Origin of the sequence: Paenibacillus sp. YPG26, from assembly GCF_023704175.1 — a bacterium.
Lineage (GTDB): Bacteria > Bacillota > Bacilli > Paenibacillales > Paenibacillaceae > Fontibacillus.
The window spans coordinates 3440992-3458538 of the sequence record NZ_CP084530.1 but is presented as its reverse complement, the minus strand read 5'-3'; the positions used below and the strand labels follow the sequence as shown (position 1 = coordinate 3458538).

Below are 17547 nucleotides of genomic sequence, written 5' to 3'. Positions count from 1 at the left end.
CGTCTCTTTTGCATATGGCAGTAATAGCCTATACCAATCTGGAATAGCTTAACTTATATTCATGATTGTTATCCCAAATTTACCCTGTATAATAGGTTCTATAAATAATTGACCAAAGGGTGATTAATGATGAAATTCAATGAATACCCGTATTCCAGACCCGACATCAAGGATGTCGAGCGTCAGTTCAGGGATTTGCTAGAGCAGTTCAACGAGGCGGCTAGCTTTGAGGAGCAGGATCAAGCTTTTGAGCGAATCAACAAGCTGCGCAGTGAATTTGAAACCCTGGGTACCATTGTAAGTGTGCGTCACTCGATAGATACAACCGATGAATTTTACAAGGCCGAGCAGGATTATATGGATGAAGTGGGGCCCCTCTATCAGGAGTATGTGACCAATTATTATACAGCCGTTGTGCAGTCTATATTCCGGGCTGAGCTTGAGCAGAAATGGGGCCGCCAGCTGTTCAGTCTGATGGATGTGTCCCTCAAGACCTTCAAGCCCGAGATTATTGAGGATCTTCAGCAGGAGAACAAGCTTACCACCCAGTATAGTCAGCTGATCGCGTCCGCGAAGATTCCTTTTGAAGGAGAAGAGAGAACCCTTTCTCAGCTGCGTCCGTTCGAAATGTCCACAGACCGCGGGTTAAGACAGCGTGCGGCTGAAGCGCGGTATGCTTTTATGAGCGAGCATGAGGAAGAGCTTGACCGGATCTACGATGAACTAGTCAAGGTACGGACCCGGATCGCGGGGGCGCTTGGCTATGAGAATTTCATCCAGCTGGCTTATGACCGGCTTAACCGCACGGATTACAATGCCCAGATGGTGGCTAACTTCCGGGATCAGGTGAAGGAGTTCATTGTGCCTGCAGCCCAGAGGCTGAAGGAGCGTCAACGGGCCAGAATCGGTGTGGATCAGCTGACCTATTACGATGAAGAGTTCAGCTTCGCTTCCGGCAATGCCGAGCCTAAGGGTGATCCCGACTGGATCGTTCAGAACGGAGCCAAAATGTATGCGGAGCTGTCTCCGGAGACAGATGAGTTCTTCACATTCATGCAGGATCATGGGCTGATGGACCTTGTCGCCAAGAAAGGCAAGCAGGGCGGTGGCTACTGTACATATCTTAGCGAATACGAAGCGCCGTTCATTTTCTCGAACTTCAATGGCACGTCCGACGATATTGATGTGCTGACCCATGAGGTGGGTCACGCGTTCCAGGTGTTCCAGAGCCGTCAATACAAAGTGCCTGAGTACAGCTTCCCGACACTCGAAGCAGCCGAAATTCATTCCATGAGCATGGAGTTCCTGACCTGGCCATGGATGGAGCTGTTCTTCAAGGAAGATACCGAGAAGTATAAGTTCAATCACCTGTCCTCGGCGCTCCTCTTCATTCCGTATGGTGTTGCTGTCGATGAGTTCCAGCACTATGTCTATGGGAATCCAGAAGCTACGCCGCAGGAACGCAAGCTGGCTTGGCGCGAGATTGAGAAGAAGTATCTGCCTCATCGTGACTATGCGGGCAATGCCTATCTGGAGCAAGGCGGATTCTGGCACAAGCAAGGACATATCTTCAGCTCACCGTTCTATTACATTGACTACACCTTGGCGCAGTTGTGCGCATTCCAGTTCTGGAAGAAGTCGCAGGAAGACCGCGAGGCGGCCTGGACTGCTTATCTCGAGCTCTGCCGTCAGGGAGGAAGCAAGTCGTTCACAGAGCTCGTACAGGCTGCGGGGCTGATTTCTCCATTTGAGCAGGGAAGTGTGGCTTCTGTCATTAACGAGATTGAGCATTGGCTGGGTCAGGTAGATGATAAGAAGCTGTAAGGATTAACATACGAATTACGATAGCCTGTCTTGTCTGGGAATGTATCCGGATAAGACGGGCTTTTTGTTGTATTGGGAGACATTTAGCTAACGTTAAGCGCGCATTCAGCGTGAATTCAGTTAGGTGGAATAAGATGCATATTGTAGGACGCAAGGAACATACAATCCAGATGGACGAAAGGCGGTATTTTAATGAAAAAGACAACAATTTCAACAAAAACTTTAGCAGCCGGTGTATTGGCCCTCTCTTTAACTCTTGGTGGAGGAGTCCTGGCAGTTCAGCACACCAGCGCAGCTTCAGCCAAGACTTCATCCTCAACAACGCAAGCCCAGAGAGCGGGACATGACCGGGGAGACAGACACATGGGCTTTGGCAAAATAGAAGAACAGCTGCTTGCTTACTTGAAGCTGGATGAGACAACGTTCAGAGAGAAGCAGAAGACCCAGACACTTGCTGAGATCGCAAGCGCCCAAGGGATTGCACGCGCAGACCTGAAGGCGAAGCTGGTAAGCTTACTTGAAGTGGAGCAGAAAGCTGACTCGACATCCACATCTGCTAAGGTGGACAAAGATGGAAAGGCCTTGGATGCCTCGGCCTTTGCGGACAAGCTGCTAGATTCCAAGCCGGGTAACGGGTTCGGAGGCAAAGAGCACGGGCCGCTCGGATTCGTGAAGAACAATGAGGAGCTTGCGAAGCTGTTCGGCATCACAGCCGATGAACTGAACACTCAATTGAGATCAGGCAAGACGCTGGCGGCAATTGCGGGTGAACATAACGTAACCGTCCAGGCGGTGATTGATCTGGAGGTATCAAGCCTGAGCGCTGACCTTGAGAGCAGATTAGATGCCGGTGAGATTACCCAAGCTGACTATAATACTCAGAAGGCCAAGCTGACAGACATGGCGACCCAAATCGTGAATGGCCAATTCCCTGCTCCAGGTGAGGGAAGAGGGCATGGCGGCGGGCATTTCGGTAAATTTGATGAGGTAGCCAAGCTGCTTGGGATCACGGAGGATGCGCTTCGTACTGAGCTGCAAGCTGGCACAACCTTGGCAGCCGTAGCAGCAGAGCATAATGTCACCGCACAGCAGGTCATTGATCTTCTGGTTAAGGATCGTACCGCCAAGCTGGCTGAGGAACTCGCGGCTGGTACAATCACTCAGACTGAATACGATAAGCTCAAAGCGGGCCTAACCGAATCTGTGACCAAGCAAGTGAACAGCACTCTGCCTAAGAGTGGGGATTTCAAGGGGGGACGCGGCTGGAATAAGGATAAGAAGAGTCCAACTTCAACCTCAAGTTCAACCGCTTCTGCGGCCAAATAAATAAATACTAAATGAATGCTGCAATTGTAAGACGCCAACCGGCGTCTTTTTGCATATAAAAATAGTCTATGGGCTAGATAACGGTTGTATTTATATGAATCGGTACGTATAATAATACATAAAATCAACTCGGATATGCATAAATATAAATGGGGATACAGAGAAAGCGGGGATACATGTGAGCGGAGATATTATAAAAGCAGCTATAGTCGGTTCCACCGGGTATGGAGGGGTGGAACTGATTCGTTTTTTATTGGAGCATCCAAAGGTAAATATCATATCGGTCATCTCGGCATCGAGCAGCGGAGCGCCGATTACAGACGGATTCCCACATTTGACGAACCTGGTTGTGCAGAACCTCGACGGAGTGGATGTGCAGGAGATTGCAGCCAAGGCGGACGTTGTCTTCACGGCAACCCCATCGGGAGTCAGCGGCAAGCTGGTGCCTCAGCTGGTTGAAGCCGGCTTGAAGGTCATTGATTTATCGGGAGATTTCAGAATCAAGGACGGTTCTGTATATGAAGAGTGGTATAAGCATGATGCACCTGACGACGCACTGCTGGAGCAGGCGGTGTACGGTCTTAGTGAAATTTATGGGGAGAAAGTCAAGGGTGAACAGCTCATCTCGAACCCGGGCTGTTACCCGACTGCGACGCTGCTCGGTCTGATTCCTGCGCTCAAGGCGGGCTGGATTGATCCGGCTACGCTCATTATCGATGCGAAATCGGGAGTATCCGGAGCGGGCAGAGGCACAAGCCTGACGGCCCATTATGCGGAGATTAATGAGAATTTCAAAGCCTACAAGATCAACAAGCATCAGCACATTCCCGAGATTGAACAAGTATTGACAGACGTATCCGGCTCGCCGGTTACGGTAACCTTCACCACTCATCTGGCACCGATGACACGGGGGATTATGAGCACCATGTACGCCACATTAACGGGTCCTCGTACGAATGAGGATTTGATAGAGCTGTACCAGCAATTTTATGAAGGCCGCAGGTTCGTACGTATTCGCCCAGCGGGGCAATGGCCGGCGACAAAAGAAGTCTTTGGTTCGAACTACTGTGATATTGGTTTTGCGGTGGATGCGCGTACGAATAGAGTCACGATTGTCTCTGTGATCGATAATGTGGTAAAAGGGGCCGCCGGTCAGGCGATCCAGAATTTGAACTTGATGATGGGCTGGGACGAAACCCTCGGGCTGAAGAATGCCCCGGTATATCCATAGAACGGAGGACATGATGGGAGTAGCAAGTTTGTATAAAGTAGTTGAGGGCGGTTCAGTAACATCCCCGAAAGGGTTCACGGCTGGGGGACTGCACTGCGGTCTGAAGAAAACAACGCGTAATGATCTGGCTGCGATTCTATGTGAAGTGCCGGCTGTTGCAGCTGCCGTCTATACCACCAATGTTTTTCAGGCGGCGCCAATTAAAGTAACTCAAGAAAGCCTTGCTGCAAGCCGTAGCCTGCGTGCGGTTGTGGTGAACAGCGGCAATGCGAATGCCTGCACAGGCAAGCAGGGCGAAGAAGATGCCTACACGATGCGCGAAGAGACGGCTAAGGTACTGGGCATTGCCCCCTCGGAGGTGGCCGTGGCATCAACTGGCGTGATCGGGGAACTGATGAAGATGGACCGGGTTGTAACAGGTATAGCGGAGCTTCCTGCAGTGATGTCTGCGGATGCGAATGGAGCCGAGCAGTTCAGCCAAGCGATCCTGACTACGGATTTGGTCAAGAAGGAAGTCTGTGTCTCTCTGATCATTAATGATCGTGAAGTGAAGATCGCCGGAGCGGCAAAGGGATCAGGGATGATTCATCCGAACATGGCAACCATGCTGGGATTCGTCACTACGGATGCGGCTATCCACCCGGATGCCCTTCAGTCCTTGATCAGATCAACGACGGATGTTACCTTCAATATGATAACCGTGGATGGAGACACGAGTACCAATGACATGCTGCTGGCTATGGCCAGCGGGCTGGCCGGCAATCAGGAACTGACGGAGAAGCATCCGGACTGGGACGGATTCGCCGCGGCGTTCAGGCATGTATGCCAGGTGCTGGCCCAGGCGATTGCCCGTGATGGCGAGGGCGCGACTCGTCTGGTCGAGGTAGAGATTACCGGCGCGGTAAGCGATCTGTCCGCCCGTGCCATTGCGAAGACGATTGTCGGGTCTAGTCTGGTGAAGTCGGCTGTATTCGGGGCCGATGCGAACTGGGGCCGTATCATTGCCGCGCTTGGGCGCGCAGGCGAGCCGGTGAACCCGGAGACGGTTGACATCCACCTGGGAGAGATTGCGGTACTGACCGGATCGAAGCCGGTCGCCTTCGATGAAGATGCGGCGCTGGCCTACCTCAAAGGCGACACAGTCCGCATTATGGTGGATTTGAAGAACGGCGAAGGAACAGCCACCGCATGGGGCTGCGACCTGACTTATGATTACGTGCGGATTAACGCCGCTTATCGGACTTAATGTCATCAAAATATAAGGTGCTTCTAAAATTTTAACATTTTGGATGTTTGTAATTACAGGGAAGTTAAGCGCCGAACTCAGCGGAGAGGGCGGAATCGTACTGAAGAAGCGAAGCGTTCGCCTTTGTCCCCGGATTTCACCCGCTTAGCGGTCCAATCAGGAAATCGGGAGACAACAGCGATCGGAAGAATGATCCGTCATCGTAGCGGCTCAACGACGTCCACACTAGCATTTCCAAACAGCCAGAGTGGATTTCATGCACAACTCTTTCCCGATATCACAGTCTACAATAAGGATAGACAATAATATAGCTTTCACATATTCGCATAGCAGAAGGGAGCAGCACCATGAATTCAGCACTACAAGGTGAGCAGAAGGAATTGGCCGGAGAGCAGGCCTACAAGACATTCGTCATGAAATGCGGAGGCAGTACGTTGAACGAGCTGCCGGATTCCTTTTTTGAGGACTTGATCGAACTCCAGCGCAAGGGAATTCAGCCGGTGATTGTTCACGGCGGCGGTCCTGCGATCTCGGAGAATCTAGCGAAGCTCGGGATAGAGACGAAGTTTGTCGGCGGGCTGCGTTATACGTCTGAAGAGGTGCTTGATGTCGTTGAAATGGTGCTGTCTGGAAGCATCAACAAGCAGATTGTCCGCCGGATTCAGTCGCTCGGGGGGCAGGCGCTCGGACTGTCCGGAGTGGATGGCTTCCTGATCCAGGCCAAACCGGTAGCTGCCAGTGCGGAAGTCGGCTTGGTCGGAGATGTGACCGATGTGAAGGCTTCGATTATTGAAGGCGTGACAAATCTCGGATATATGCCGATCATTGCTCCTGTGGGTGTCGGCGAGAATGGGCAGCGGTATAATATTAATGCCGACACCGCCGCTGGAGCCGTAGCTTCCAAGCTCGGAGTGCAGCAGATGATCGTGGTAACGGATGTGCCAGGAATTCTGAGCACGGTAAATGGAGAGAAGCGGGTGCTTCCAACCGTAACCGTGCAGCAGATTGAAGATATGATTTTAACGGGTGAAATTTATGGCGGGATGATTCCTAAAGTTCGCGCAGCTGTGGCCTGTATTCATGGTCAGGTAAAAGAAGTCGTTATCGTGAACGGCAGTGAGCCGAATGTGCTTAGCCGCGTGCTGTCCGGGGAAGCCATCGGGACCCGCATTGTCCGAATGAAGACCAGTCGCTCATAGCATGGGGCGGCCGGGAATTCACGGAATTTGAAGCGGGTACTTGCTTAGACCATTTTTTAATTTAAGGAGGTAACGAAGACGATGGCAGAATCCAAGTTGCAGGAACTGAGTCAGGCAGAAGGTAAGGAACAAGAGGCCAAGGACAACCGCGGCGAGGCGGCAAGCGCGCTGTTCCCGAATTACGGGGTACGGTTCCCAATCTCTTTGGTAAAAGGACAGGGAAGCTGGCTCTGGGATGATCAGGGCAACCGCTATTTGGATTTTTACAGCGGTATCGCTGTTACCAATCTCGGCCATGCGCCTGAGAAGGTCAAGAATAAGATTAAGGATCAGCTGGATCAGCTGTGGCATGTATCCAACCTCTTTCAAATTCCGCAGCAGGAGACAGCGGCGCATCTGCTGACCGAGCTGAGCTCAGCAGATCTTGCCTTCTTCTGCAACAGCGGCGCTGAGGCGAATGAGGCGGCAATCAAGCTGGCCCGCCGTTATCACCAGAAGATCAAAGGCGAACAGCGTTATGAGATTATTACGTTCAAGCAATCGTTCCATGGACGTACGCTCGCCACACTTACCGCGACCGGACAGGATAAGGTGAAGGAAGGCTTCCTTCCACTTCCTCAAGGCTTTAAGACCGTGGAGCTTCACGACCTTGAGGCGCTAAAAGCGGCGATTGGACCCAATACCGCAGGCATTATGCTGGAAATGATTCAGGCCGAAGGCGGCATTCATCTCGTGCAGCCCGAGTTCTTGAACGAAGTAGCCGCCTTGTGCAAGGAACACGGGATTTTGCTCATTATTGATGAGGTACAGACCGGTATGGGCCGCACAGGCACATGGTTCGCTCACCAGCATTACGGGGTGGAGCCGGATATTTTCACTTTGGCTAAAGGGGTAGCAAGCGGAATCGCAGCTGGCGCTATGCTGGCCAAGGGCTATCTGCGCGAGGCGTTCTCCGCCGGCAGTCATGGTTCCACATTCGGAGGGAATCCCATTGCCACAGCCGCTATTGCCGCAACGGTAGAAGTTATGAAGGAAGACCAGGTGCCGCAGAGAGCTGGGCAGATGGGTGAATATTTGCAGAGCAAGCTCAAAGAGAAGCTTGCCGGTAATTCTTTCGTACTGGATGTACGGGGCAAAGGCCTTATTGTCGGAATTGAATGCGATGGACCTGTTGCTGAGCTTGTAAGTGAAGGGCAGAAGAATGGCCTGTTGTTCATCACGGCCGGACCGAATGTGATCCGCCTGCTGCCAAGCTTACTCGTAACAAGTGAAGAGATCGACCAGGCTGTGGATATTATCGCAGGAATTATTCAGCGCCATCAGGCGAAGAAGGAGTAGATCAAGATGAGTCTTACCGAAGCGAATGCCTCATTGAACCTGAAGGGCCGGGACTGCGTGGAGCTGACAGACTTCACAACTGAGGAGATTCAGTACCTTCTTGATCTCGCTATCGAGATCAAGAAGAAGCATAAGAATGGGGAAGAGTATCAGCCGCTGAAAGGGAAGACAATCGGACTTATTTTTGAGAAATCGTCTACAAGAACCCGTGTCTCCTTCGAGGTAGGTACATATCAGCTGGGCGGTCACGCCCTCTTCCTGAGCAAGAACGACATCCAGCTCGGACGCGGCGAGACGATCAGCGATACGGCGAAGGTCATGTCCCGTTATCTGGACGGCATCATGATCCGCACATTTGGTCACAACAATGTGGTCGATCTGGCCCGGCACGCTACGGTGCCTGTCATTAACGGGCTGAGTGATCTGGCTCATCCGTGTCAGGTGCTTGCGGATTTCCAGACTGTGCTTGAGCACAAGGGCACTCTTAAGGGGCTGAAGCTGGCTTATGTCGGCGACGGCAATAATATGGCTCATTCCTTGATGATCGGCGGCGCGAAGCTGGGAGTGCATGTCTCCATTGCCAGCCCCGAAGGTTACGAGCCGGATCAGCAGGTAGTCGCTCAAGCCAAAGAAATCGCTGAGTCTACCGGGGCTAAGATCGAGGTACTGCGCAGTCCGGAAGAAGCGGTGAAGGACGCGGATGTGATATACACGGACGTATGGGCCAGCATGGGATTTGAAGAGGAGCAGAAAGCCCGTGAGGCAGCATTCCAGAACTATCAGGTTAATGCTGAACTTGCCAAGCATGCGAAGCCGGACTACTTGTTCCTGCACTGTCTGCCTGCTCACCGCGGGGAGGAAGTCAGCGAGGATGTCATTGACGGCGCGAACTCTATTATTTTTGATCAGGCAGAGAATCGGCTTCACGCGCAAAAAGCGCTGCTGGCGGCTCTCATCGGATAGGCTTTTGTGATAGACTAAGGTCTAGATAGTATGTAGTTGGGTTATTAAGGGAGGACACTGAATATCATGGCAAAAGAAAAAATCGTACTGGCGTACTCGGGCGGACTGGATACGTCGGTCATTCTGAAGTGGTTGAAGGAGACCTATGATGCCGAGATTATCGCATTCACGGCAGATATTGGTCAAAAGGATGAGCTTGACGGATTGGAAGCCAAAGCGCTCGCTACCGGCGCTTCCAAAGTGTATATCGACGACCTGCGCGATGAGTTCGCCCAGGACTTCATCTACCCGATGTTCCAGGCGGGTGCCCAGTATGAAGGTCAATATCTGCTCGGTACAAGCATCGCCCGCCCGCTGATTGCGAAGCGTATGGTCGATATCGCCCGTGCGGAAGGCGCAACGGCGATTGCCCACGGGGCAACTGGCAAAGGGAACGACCAAGTGCGCTTTGAGCTTGCGGCAGCGGCCCTGGCTCCAGAGATTAATGTGATCGCGCCTTGGCGTCTTAACGAGTTCCGTGACCGCTTCCCAGGCCGCGCAGAGATGATCGCGTATGCCGAGGAGCACGGCATTCCGGTTACGGCTTCGGCTGCCAAGCCTTATTCGACTGACCGCAATCTGCTGCACATCAGCTATGAGAGCGGAGTGCTGGAGGATCCTTGGTTCGATCCAAGCGCAGAGGACAGCAAGGACATGTACCTGCTGAGTGTATCCCCGGAGGATGCGCCGGATGAAGCGGAATATGTGGAGCTTGAATTCGCGAAGGGCAACGTGGTTGCCGTGAATGGTGAGAAGCTTAGCCCGCTGGGTGTGATGGAGACGCTTAATGAACTTGGGGGCAAGCATGGCATCGGGCGTGTAGACATGGTAGAGAACCGTTTTGTCGGTATGAAGAGCCGCGGCGTGTATGAGACTCCGGGTGGAACGATCCTGTTCACAGCGCACCGCAAAATGGAGTCCCTCACGATGGACCGTGAAGTCATGAATCTTCGTGACAGCCTGATTACACGTTATAGTACGCTTGTGTACAATGGCTTCTGGTTCGCTCCTGAGCGTCTTGCTCTGCAGGCGCTGGTTGACGAGAGCCAGAAGAACGTATCGGGAACTGTACGCTTGAAGCTGTACAAAGGCAATGTTATCGGTGCGGGTGTGAAGAGCCCGGTCAGCTTGTATAACCCGGATATTGCAACCATGGAAGCTGATCCGACTCAAGCTTATGACCAAGGGGACGCTACCGGATTCATCCGCCTTAATGCCCTGCGGCTTAAGGTAAGCTCCGGCGTGGAACAGAATAAGTAATTATCGCGATTATAAATACAGCATAACCATGAGGCCGTTCTCATTACCTGGGAGCGGCCCGCGGTCTGCATTGAGAAGAAGGAGTGGATTAAGTGAGTAAGCTGTGGGGAGGCCGTTTCACGAAGCAGACCAATCGTCTGGTAGAAGAATATACAGCTTCGATTGGTTTTGATCAGGCATTGGCTGAGGAAGATATTCAAGGAAGTCTGGCGCATGTGAGTATGCTGGGGAAGTGCGGCATCCTGCCGTCTGAGGATGTAGACCGGATCAAGGAAGGCCTTGACCTCGTACTCAGCAAGATTCGCCGCGGTGAGATTGAATTCTCCGTTGGAGATGAAGACATTCATATGAACATTGAGAAGAATCTGATCGAGGAGATTGGTCCGGTTGGCGGGAAGCTGCATACGGGCCGCAGCCGTAACGATCAGGTGGCTACAGATATGCACCTTTATCTGCGTAAGCGTGTGGTTGAGGTGACAGGGCTTCTTCATGCAGTGCAGGAAGCCTTGATCGGGCAGGCCAAAGCCAACCTGGACACGATTGTGCCTGGATATACGCATCTGCAGCGGGCACAGCCAATTCTGTTCGCGCATCATCTGATGGCTTATGTCTCGATGTTCCAGCGTGATGTTGAACGCTTCCAGGACAGCTACAAGCGGGTAAATGTGCTTCCTCTGGGGGCAGGTGCCTTGGCAGGAACAACTTTCCCGATTGACCGTCACTTTGTGGCTGAACAGCTGAATTTTGACGCGGTATATGAGAACAGCCTGGATGCGGTCAGCGACCGGGACTTCATTCTGGAATTCCTGTCGAATTCTTCTATTCTGATGATGCATCTGTCCCGCTTGTGTGAGGAGCTCGTCCTCTGGAGCAGCACGGAATTCCGCTTTGTGGAGCTTGATGATGCTTACTGCACGGGCAGCAGCATTATGCCGCAGAAGAAGAACCCGGACGTAGCGGAACTGGTTCGCGGGAAGACCGGCCGTGTGTACGGCAACTTGGTTGGACTGCTCACTGTGCTGAAGTCCCTTCCGCTGGCTTATAACAAGGACATGCAGGAAGACAAGGAAGGCATGTTCGACACCGTAGCTACCCTTGAGGGTGCACTCCAGCTGTTCGCAGGCATGATTGCTACGATGAAGGTGAACAAACAGCGGATGCGCGAGGCTGTGAATCAGGACTTCTCAAATGCGACCGATATCGCGGACTTCCTGGTGGGCCAAGGCCTGCCTTTCCGTCAGGCTCACGAGGTGATTGGGAAGACGGTACTTTACTGCATTCAGAACAACAAGTATCTGCTTGATCTGACACTGGATGAGTTCAAGACCTTCTCTCCTCTGTTCGATGACAGCATCTATGAAGTGCTTCAGCCGGAGACGGTAGTGAACGCGCGTAATGTATACGGGGGTACTGCCACTGCTCAGGTTGCCGAAGCGATCTCTAGAGCGGAAGAGAAGCTGACTTCTACCGGGCAATGGGTGACCGAGTATCTGGAGAAGAGCAAATAGAACGTGGATATACAGGATTCCTGCCGGACCTTCTGGTCTAGCAGGGGTCCTTTTTATATTTTCATAGATACCCTGCAAATATTTTCATAGGAAAATGCCGATATATTAATTAAAAAAATGTAGGGAGTATGTGAACCACAATGTCTGACAAATTACTGGCACTTCATCAACGTAACAAACTGATGGTATGGCTCTTATGTGTATTGTTATTACTGGGTATCGGACTCTCCGCTTCCAACCACTTCCGGGTGACATTGGCTATAAGCGGATTGCCAATCTGCATTCTCTGTGTGCTTCTGCTATGGAGAAGGATCGCTGTCCGCTATGTCATGTACCTGGTAGCCATCGGGCTTAACTTGATCACGTTTTTCTTTATCGAGGCTAGCGAGGCATTCAGCGGCTATTTTCTGATCTTCCTGTCACTTGCGATTATCACGATCTACCACAATTATCGTCCGCTGCTCCTGAATGGCTTGGTGGCCATGGGCATGACAACGTACTTTGTGCTGACAAAAGAGACTTTCGCGGGTGAAAGTGTGTTTTATATGAATGCGTATATCTTCGTCATCCTGGGGGCGTTAGTAGCCCAAAGTCTTATCGGTGCGAAAATGCACCGTCAGCAGGAAGCCAGCGCAGTCGAATCGGCAGCCGCCAAGGATAGGACGGAAGAGGTGCTGGTAGAGGTGAAGGAGTCCGTCCATGTGCTCGGAACGTCCATCACGAACCTTCAGAAGAATGCGGAAGATACCGGGGAGATCTCGGGTCAGGTTGTTCTTGCCTTCAACGAGATTGCAAGCGGAATTGCAACGCAGTCCGTCAGTGTCACGGATATTTCAGAAGCGATGGAGCAGGTGAATCAGAATGTTAATGCCGCCACAGAAGCTTCGACGGACTTAAGTGATAAATCGAGGGTCACCGCTGAATTCACAACCCAGGGTCAAGGTCAAATGAAGGATCTGGCCAGCAAAATCAATCAGATTAATCATATTGTCTCGGATACATCAGGTGTTATGGAAGAGGTTAATCGGGAGAATCAGAAGATTGGAAGTATTGTGGAGATGATTGGCGAGATTGCGAACCAGACCAATCTGCTCTCTCTGAATGCTTCTATTGAAGCGGCGCGGGCAGGCGAACATGGCCAAGGATTCTCGGTAGTTGCCACCGAGATCCGCAAGCTGGCTCAGCATGCGCAGGAGGCTTCAACCGAGATTGCCGCTATTCTGGCTGCCATCCAGAGCCGGATCACCCAAGCATCAAGCCTGGTCAGGGATGGTCTTACGGTTGTTACCGAGGGTAAGGAGTCAGCGCTTAGCGTGGAACAGCTGTTCGACGGGATTCATGCCAACACGGCGGAGGTGCTCCGGCAGGCTGAACAGATTCGGGATATGAATGCCAGACTGCAGCAGTCTTCCGAGACGGTGCTTCAAGAGGTGACTACGGTAGCTGCATTTACTGAAGAATCTGCGGCTTCGGTAGAGCAGGTATTGGCCAGCTCGCATGCCCAGCAGCAGCATATCGTAGATATGGTCAACTGGGTCAATCAGCTAAGCGGCATGATGAACAAGCTTGAAGCAGTAATTAAGTAGTATGGAGCGGTAATTAAGTAATTAAGCCGTAACCTGTTCGTATCGTACGAAGAGAGAGCAGGCTTGCATCGATCTTACAGCAGGGCTGAGCCTTTAATCAGTCACATCATAGAGCGGCAGTTCAGAATCTTAGGTTCTGGGCTGCCGCTCTTTTTGTTGTCTTGTAATCAGAAGCTGTATAGTGAATAAATGAATTGCATAACGTAACAATGTTATGTTACACTAAGACTGCAAGAAGGAGGGAACGTAATGAATAATGAATTGATATCCAAAAAGGAGCTTTTGGACCTGACCGGAATCTCCTATGGTCAGCTGTACCGCTGGAAGCGGAAAAGCCTGATTCCAGAGGACTGGTTCATCCGAAAGTCTTCCTTTACGGGACAGGAGACCTTTTTTCCCAAAGAGAAGATTCTCTCCCGGATTGATAAAATACTCAACATGAAAGACGGACTCTCACTCGATGAGCTGGCTGATGTGTTCTCGCCCAGCTTGAAGGAGATCTCTCTAACCGCAGATCAATTGCTGGAACGTAACATTGTTACCAATATTGCGCTTGATGTGTATTTGAACACCTTGGGTCATGATGGCCCATTCAGATTCGAGAAGATTCTCTCTGTATTCGTGCTTGAGCAGCTGCTGAGAAGCGGGGAGATATCACTGGATGAAGGGAAGCTGTTAATTCAGACTTTGTCGGTGCATTATCCGGCCTTCGCGGGGAAGGACTGCCAGCTGGTGCTTATTCGCAAAATGGGTGTAGCGGCGTTCATTCTGATGTCCAGAGATAGCGAGGTTTATTTCGACTCCGGGGTGAAGGAAGTTGTCCGGCTATCCCTAGCCCAGGCTACGGAAGAGCTTAAGCTGAGAATTGGAGAGGGAGGGGAATAACTGTGGAGCATGTGATTCGGGATATGAAGCTGAATGGTGTAGGAAAAGCCGCGGGAGGCCGCTATAACCGCGTCCTGATTGATGGCGTCGGAACGATTAACGGAGAGGTTCAGTGTGAGGAGCTGCATTGCAGCGGCCAAATGAAGCTGAATGCTCCTCTGACGGCAGGACGCATCCATATTAATGGAACCGGGAAGATTACCGGGCCTGTGCAGAGCGGGGATTTGCATACGGATGGAATGCTGAAGGTGGAGCAGGAGGTTCGCTTCGATAAGCTCGTGATGAATGGCATCTTTAAAGGCGGAGCGGGAGCAAGCGGCGAACATGCAGAGATCTACGGATCTCTCAGTCTCAAGGGTGATTTGCAGTGTGAGACGCTTGAGCTGCAGGGGAATATTCAAATAGAGGGACTGTTGAACGCAGGTACGGTGAAGATCGAGATGATTGGCAATTGCCGTGCACGGGAAATCGGCGGGGAGCATATTACGATCCGTAAGCACAGCAGGACCCGCAGGGTGCTGGAGATGTTCTCGGGCAGGCTGGCTTCGAGATTTACAGCGGATGTGATTGAGGGTGACGATATTGAGCTTGAGAACACCAAAGCGCGTGTGGTGCGCGGGAGTCGGGTGCGCATAGGCCCCGGCTGTGAGATTGAGTATGTTGAATATAAAGAAACCTATGAGGCGGATCCAAAGTCAGATGTATCCAAAGCCAAGCATATATAAAGAGTGAGACATTTTGGCATAAAGGAGCGGGTAATTCATGGAGGAAAATAATATGCTGCAGGAACGGCCGGATGTGAAGATTGTAGGCAGTGGCGGGTCGGCCGGAGGAAGAGTCGGGAAGCTTAGTATTGTGGGAGAGGCAGAGCTGAACGGGGATGTTGATGCGCTAAGCTTCAAGTGCACAGGTAATGCTGTGGTCTACGGGAAGGTGAAGACAGGCTCGCTAAAACTTACCGGGGAACTGAGTATCAAAGGCTCTCTTGAGGGAGAGAAATTAAATATGACTGGTAAGCTTCACGTAGGCGGTGAATCGGAGTCCCAGAGTGTCAAGATGAGGGGGAAGACCGTTACCGAAGGACAAAAAAACGGTGAACAAATGGAACTATCCGGTTATAATACCGATAGCAGCGGCTGTCAGGCGGAAGAATTCAGGCTCCATGGCTCCGTGCATATGGATGGGATGCTGAATGCGGAGAAGGTAGAGATTAAGCTGTTCGGAGACAGCCGGATCAAGGAGATCGGCGGGGGGCAGATTCGGATCAAGCCTTCAGGCGGGGTCTGGGCCATGCTCGGTATGTTCAATACAGGTGGTCCGAGACAGCTGAGTGTGGATTGTATTGAAGGCGATGTAATAGAACTGGAGAATACGGAAGCCGGATTGGTGCGGGGAAGCCGGGTAACAATCGGTCCGGGCTGTAAGATAGGCCTGGTTGAATATATAGAATCATTTCATCAGGATGACAGCTCCAGAATAGAACAGTGCAACCAAATAGGATAGGGAAAAGGAGAAATTATTACTCAATGGAAGTGAAAAAGAATAATATGGGCCTGGTTCTAGCAGGTCTGCTGCTCGGTATTCTGATGGCGTCAATGGATAATACCATTGTGGCTACGGCCATGGGGGATATCGTCGGCAAGCTCGGCGGCCTGGACAAATTCGTCTGGGTGACCTCGGCCTACATGGTTGCGGAGATGGCGGGGATGCCGATATTTGGCAAGCTGTCAGATATGTACGGCAGGAAGAGATTCTTCATATTCGGTATCATCGTGTTCATGATCGGGTCCGCGCTGTGCGGAACGGCAACGTCCATCGTTGAACTGAGTATTTACCGCGCGATTCAGGGGATTGGGGCCGGAGCGCTTGTTCCGATCGCCTTCACCATTATGTTCGATGCTGTACCGGTAGAGTCCAGAGGTAAGCTGGGCGGCCTCTTCGGTGCCGTATTCGGCCTGTCCAGCATCTTCGGGCCGCTGCTCGGTGCTTATTTGACAGAATACGCGCATTGGGAATGGATCTTCTATATTAATCTGCCGCTGGGCTTGATTGCCTTAGTATTTATTGCTTTCTTCTATCATGAGTCCCGTCAGCATGCCAAGCAGCAGATTGACTGGGCCGGGGCAATGACGCTGGTTGGTGCGGTCATCTGTCTAATGTTCGCGCTTGAGCTTGGCGGCAAGAAGTATGCCTGGGATTCGTGGCAGATTCTTGGCTTGTTCGCAGGCTTCGCGGTGCTTGCTATCTTGTTCCTTGTTGCAGAGAGCAAGGCGAAAGAACCGATCATTTCATTCAAAATGTTCAAAAGCCGGATCTACTGGTCAAGCAACGTCATCGGTATTCTCAGCGGTGCTGCCTTTATTACCGCATCGGTATACATCCCGATCTTTATACAAGGCGTACTCGGCGGAAAGCCGACGAATTCTGGACTGGTGCTCCTGCCTATGATGCTGGGATCCGTAATCACCGCCACGATGGGCGGATTCCTGATGACGAAGCTCAAATACCGCACCATCATGATTCCTACTCTGGCCTTGCTTATTGTTGGCCTTGGGCTGCTCACCACCCTGGATGAGTCCACCACGCTGTGGACCCTGCGCTTCTTCATGATTCTGGTGGGTCTTGGCATCGGGGCTTCGTTCTCCGTACTGAGCAACGCAGCCATTCACTCCGTGAGGCCGCACGAACGCGGCTCCGCGAGCTCCACGCTTAACTTCCTCCGTTCGCTGGGGATGACGCTCGGAATTACGGTATTTGGTATCATCCAGAGCCATATGTTCACGAAGAAGCTTACCGAATCGATGAGCGGGGCGGACGGCTCCGCGGCACCGCTGCCGAAAGAGCTGGATCTCAAGGATCCGCATGCGCTGCTGTCTCCAGAGCTGCGCCAAGCAATTCCTCCGCAGATTCTGGAGAATATCTCTGCTGCTATGTCGTCTTCCATCGTGCAGACGTTCGTATGGGCGATCATTCCGGCTGCGTTGGCCTTGGTAGCGGCGTTCTTCATGGGACGTGACAAGATGGATCCGCATGCTGAGCTTGAAGGAGAGTATCAGGCGGGACATTAACCCTATGCTGAGAGAACTCCGCGCACGGCCTATGAAGGGCTGAGAAGACTCCGCGCATATGACTGCGAAAATGC

Annotated in this window: 14 protein-coding genes; all 14 read left to right on the top strand. The window is 51.9% G+C overall.

Annotated features, from left to right (window positions below):
• The first annotated feature begins 129 nt into the window (after window positions 1–129).
• The 14 genes from LDO05_RS16420 (at window position 130) to LDO05_RS16355 (ending at window position 17473) form a co-directional block, all read left to right on the top strand.
• The gene (locus tag LDO05_RS16420) at window positions 130–1824 is read left to right on the top strand and encodes a M3 family oligoendopeptidase (RefSeq protein WP_481857064.1); all 1695 of its coding nucleotides are present in this window, start codon (window positions 130–132) and stop codon (window positions 1822–1824) included.
• Between the two features lie 192 nt (window positions 1825–2016).
• Entirely contained in the window at window positions 2017–3150 is a 1134-nt protein-coding gene (locus LDO05_RS16415) for an SHOCT domain-containing protein (RefSeq protein WP_251376382.1), read from the top strand.
• Between the two features lie 178 nt (window positions 3151–3328).
• On the top strand, window positions 3329–4381 hold the full coding sequence (argC, locus tag LDO05_RS16410) for an N-acetyl-gamma-glutamyl-phosphate reductase (protein WP_251376381.1): 1053 nt from the start codon (window positions 3329–3331) through the stop codon (window positions 4379–4381).
• Window positions 4382–4394: 13 nt separating this feature from the next.
• Complete coding sequence (argJ, locus tag LDO05_RS16405; RefSeq protein WP_276575596.1) at window positions 4395–5627, top strand: bifunctional ornithine acetyltransferase/N-acetylglutamate synthase; 1233 nt, start codon at window positions 4395–4397, stop codon at window positions 5625–5627.
• A gap of 347 nt (window positions 5628–5974) precedes the next feature.
• Complete coding sequence (gene argB, locus LDO05_RS16400) at window positions 5975–6826, top strand: acetylglutamate kinase (protein ID WP_251376379.1); 852 nt, start codon at window positions 5975–5977, stop codon at window positions 6824–6826.
• Window positions 6827–6907: 81 nt separating this feature from the next.
• Window positions 6908–8164 carry an acetylornithine transaminase gene (locus LDO05_RS16395; RefSeq protein WP_251376378.1) on the top strand — a complete coding sequence of 419 codons (1257 nt, stop codon included), beginning with the start codon at window positions 6908–6910 and terminating at the stop codon, window positions 8162–8164.
• Window positions 8165–8170: 6 nt separating this feature from the next.
• Entirely contained in the window at window positions 8171–9127 is a 957-nt protein-coding gene (gene argF, locus LDO05_RS16390; RefSeq protein WP_251376377.1) for an ornithine carbamoyltransferase, read from the top strand.
• Between the two features lie 66 nt (window positions 9128–9193).
• Window positions 9194–10426 (top strand): argininosuccinate synthase, encoded by a 1233-nt coding sequence (locus tag LDO05_RS16385; RefSeq protein ID WP_251376376.1) that lies wholly within the window; start codon window positions 9194–9196, stop codon window positions 10424–10426.
• Between the two features lie 92 nt (window positions 10427–10518).
• Window positions 10519–11934, top strand: a complete 1416-nt coding sequence (argH, locus tag LDO05_RS16380) for an argininosuccinate lyase (protein WP_251376375.1) — start codon at window positions 10519–10521, stop codon at window positions 11932–11934.
• A gap of 140 nt (window positions 11935–12074) precedes the next feature.
• The gene (locus LDO05_RS16375) at window positions 12075–13520 is read left to right on the top strand and encodes a methyl-accepting chemotaxis protein (protein WP_251376374.1); all 1446 of its coding nucleotides are present in this window, start codon (window positions 12075–12077) and stop codon (window positions 13518–13520) included.
• A 249-nt stretch (window positions 13521–13769) separates the two neighbouring features.
• Entirely contained in the window at window positions 13770–14405 is a 636-nt protein-coding gene (locus LDO05_RS16370; RefSeq protein WP_251376373.1) for a YhbD family protein, read from the top strand.
• Window positions 14406–14407: 2 nt separating this feature from the next.
• On the top strand, window positions 14408–15130 hold the full coding sequence (locus LDO05_RS16365) for a bactofilin family protein (protein ID WP_251376372.1): 723 nt from the start codon (window positions 14408–14410) through the stop codon (window positions 15128–15130).
• Window positions 15131–15167: 37 nt separating this feature from the next.
• Window positions 15168–15908 (top strand): hypothetical protein, encoded by a 741-nt coding sequence (locus tag LDO05_RS16360; protein WP_251376371.1) that lies wholly within the window; start codon window positions 15168–15170, stop codon window positions 15906–15908.
• A 23-nt stretch (window positions 15909–15931) separates the two neighbouring features.
• On the top strand, window positions 15932–17473 hold the full coding sequence (locus LDO05_RS16355) for an MDR family MFS transporter (protein WP_251376370.1): 1542 nt from the start codon (window positions 15932–15934) through the stop codon (window positions 17471–17473).
• Window positions 17474–17547 lie beyond the last annotated feature (74 nt).

Excerpts from the sequence above, each read along its gene's own strand:
- LDO05_RS16415 (WP_251376382.1), top strand. The coding sequence starts at position 2,017 with ATGAAAAAGACAACAATTTCAACAAAAACTTTAGCAGCCGGTGTATTG.
- argF (WP_251376377.1), top strand. The coding sequence starts at position 8,171 with ATGAGTCTTACCGAAGCGAATGCCTCATTGAACCTGAAGGGCCGGGAC.
- LDO05_RS16355 (WP_251376370.1), top strand. The coding sequence starts at position 15,932 with ATGGAAGTGAAAAAGAATAATATGGGCCTGGTTCTAGCAGGTCTGCTG.
- argB (WP_251376379.1), top strand. The coding sequence starts at position 5,975 with ATGAATTCAGCACTACAAGGTGAGCAGAAGGAATTGGCCGGAGAGCAG.
- argJ (WP_276575596.1), top strand. The coding sequence starts at position 4,395 with ATGGGAGTAGCAAGTTTGTATAAAGTAGTTGAGGGCGGTTCAGTAACA.
- LDO05_RS16420 (WP_481857064.1), top strand. The coding sequence starts at position 130 with ATGAAATTCAATGAATACCCGTATTCCAGACCCGACATCAAGGATGTC.
- LDO05_RS16360 (WP_251376371.1), top strand. The coding sequence starts at position 15,168 with ATGGAGGAAAATAATATGCTGCAGGAACGGCCGGATGTGAAGATTGTA.
- LDO05_RS16395 (WP_251376378.1), top strand. The coding sequence starts at position 6,908 with ATGGCAGAATCCAAGTTGCAGGAACTGAGTCAGGCAGAAGGTAAGGAA.
- LDO05_RS16385 (WP_251376376.1), top strand. The coding sequence starts at position 9,194 with ATGGCAAAAGAAAAAATCGTACTGGCGTACTCGGGCGGACTGGATACG.
- LDO05_RS16370 (WP_251376373.1), top strand. The coding sequence starts at position 13,770 with ATGAATAATGAATTGATATCCAAAAAGGAGCTTTTGGACCTGACCGGA.
- LDO05_RS16375 (WP_251376374.1), top strand. The coding sequence starts at position 12,075 with ATGTCTGACAAATTACTGGCACTTCATCAACGTAACAAACTGATGGTA.